We start from the raw sequence: 1,697 nt of genomic DNA on the forward strand, positions 1-1,697 counted from the left end.
GCACGAGCGTCTCCTGTTCGGTTCCGGGGGCGGGGCGCGACGGGGGGGGGTTCAGGCGGGGGTGAACATCAGGAGATCCGTGTGGATTGGCCGGTGGCGCCACTCCGGCGTCGTGCTCGCGTCGGGAGCGTCGTCGGTGGGGTGGAGGCGGTTGCCGCTGGCGGTGGCGTGGACGGTGAGGATGTGCTGGCGGTAGACAAACCCGGCGGCACGCGCGCAGGCGATCAGCCGGCCGCACGGGTCGATGAGTTCACCGTTCTCGCGGTGCTGCTGACGGCACGCGGTCAGCAGCATCCCGCCATGCCGCAGAAGCCGGTGGACGCGGTAGAAGAAGCCCGGCAGCCCCTCCTCCGGCCCTCCGGTGAGCGGCCCGCCCGGCTCGGCCGCCGCCGCCAGTTCGGGAGGAAGCTGCGCGAGGACCCCTGGGCACCCCGATGCCACCCCCGAAGCCTGGCTCGTCGGTAGATGGCGGGCACGAGCGTCCATGCCCGCTTCCGCGTCGGCGATGTCGAGGTGCAGCAGCGGCCTCGGCTCACCTCCGGGCCGCCGGGTGAACTCGGATCGGATCCGCCTGATGGCCCAGTTCGGGACCACAAGCCCCGGGTGGGCTGGTTCACTGCTCACCTCACTGGAGGCAGCGGGAGCAAGCCAGACCGTGGGCGGAGGGCCCGCGGTGACACGAACGGAGCGCTGATGCGAATGGGTCATTCCAGCAAACGCGCCCGGCAAGGTCTCATGTGATTCGCGCTGACACCTCTATAGAGACTTCACAGCGTGCACTGTGTCGTCGCCAAGCCGGTAGTTCCCTCGATCGGACCTTTCGACCTGCTGGCAAAAGCACTGATCACAGACCGATCTGCCATCGCTTGACCATGGCAGATCGGCGCTCGTCTCACTGACGCCGATGGTGGCGCCCCGTCCACGAACGACGCGGGGGGAATCCGCCTCGACCATATGGCTCCCGTCGGCGCGAAGCACTTCGTGCGGTCGCACAAGCGGCCCATGCCGCCGAGGCCGCACCCGATGTCGACCAGGCGGTAGGGACCGGGCTGCCCGGTGGTCGCCCGGATTGCGGTGTTGAGCGGGCTGAGCAGGTGAATGACGCGTTCGCCGATCCGCAGTTCCTCGCTCAGGCGCTGGAGTTCGGTGTGCACGCCGATGAGCAGCCGGTCCACGGCGTGCGAGTCGAGCACGCCGATCCCGTCCACGGGCAGCCGGGCGACGATCCGCACCGCCCGCTCGTCCCCGCTCTCCCGGAGCCGCCGGACCACATCGGCGCGTGCATCCGTTCCGCGAGCTCACGGAACACGGGGAAGCGGTCCGCCACCGGGACATCGTCCGTTCGGAACACCCATCTCCCTCATCCGGCATCCCTAAGACCGATCAACGAAGGATAGAGACGGCTATCGCTCCCAGCCGCCGGCCATCAGCCGTCGTTGATGGAGTCGTTGATGGAGTCGTCGATGGAGTCGTCGGTATCGCCGGTCAGGCCGCCGAGGTCGATCTCCAGCCACGAGAGGGTCCACGCGAGGTACAGCAGCAACAGGAGCAACAGCACGCTCATGACGATCCGCCGTCCTCGCCGTCGCCGTCGAGGGGGCGGAGGGGCCGGGGGGTGCGCGCCGCTCTGCCATCCGGGACCCGGCGTCGTGGGCCACGGCGCCGCGCCGGGGGGCCCGCCGACCCGCGGGCCACGG

The 1,697-nt window shown here is 69.9% G+C and carries 3 protein-coding genes; all 3 read right to left on the bottom strand.

Features of this window, described 5'->3' with window-relative positions; translation table 11 throughout:
* Positions 1-51: 51 nt before the first annotated feature.
* The 3 genes from ADY01_RS35470 to ADY01_RS39590 all read right to left on the bottom strand — a co-directional run bounded on the left by ADY01_RS35470 (position 52) and on the right by ADY01_RS39590 (position 1,564).
* Positions 52-441, bottom strand: a complete 390-nt coding sequence (locus tag ADY01_RS35470; RefSeq protein WP_159001646.1) for a hypothetical protein — start codon at positions 439-441, stop codon at positions 52-54.
* A 326-nt stretch (positions 442-767) separates the two neighbouring features.
* A complete protein-coding gene (locus ADY01_RS40110; protein WP_199826404.1) occupies positions 768-1,232 on the bottom strand; it encodes a hypothetical protein in 465 nt (154 codons plus the stop codon).
* 194 nt (positions 1,233-1,426) lie between these two features.
* Positions 1,427-1,564 carry a hypothetical protein gene (locus tag ADY01_RS39590; protein ID WP_159001648.1) on the bottom strand — a complete coding sequence of 46 codons (138 nt, stop codon included), beginning with the start codon at positions 1,562-1,564 and terminating at the stop codon, positions 1,427-1,429.
* Positions 1,565-1,697: the final 133 nt, after the last annotated feature.

Origin of the sequence: Streptomyces sp. SBT349, assembly GCF_001083795.1 — a bacterium.
In the GTDB taxonomy this organism is placed as follows: domain Bacteria; phylum Actinomycetota; class Actinomycetes; order Streptomycetales; family Streptomycetaceae; genus Streptomyces.

What these genes read in the sequence shown, in the direction of transcription:
- ADY01_RS39590 (WP_159001648.1), bottom strand. Translation starts at nt 1,564, where the DNA reads ATGAGCGTGCTGTTGCTCCTGTTGCTGCTGTACCTCGCGTGGACCCTC.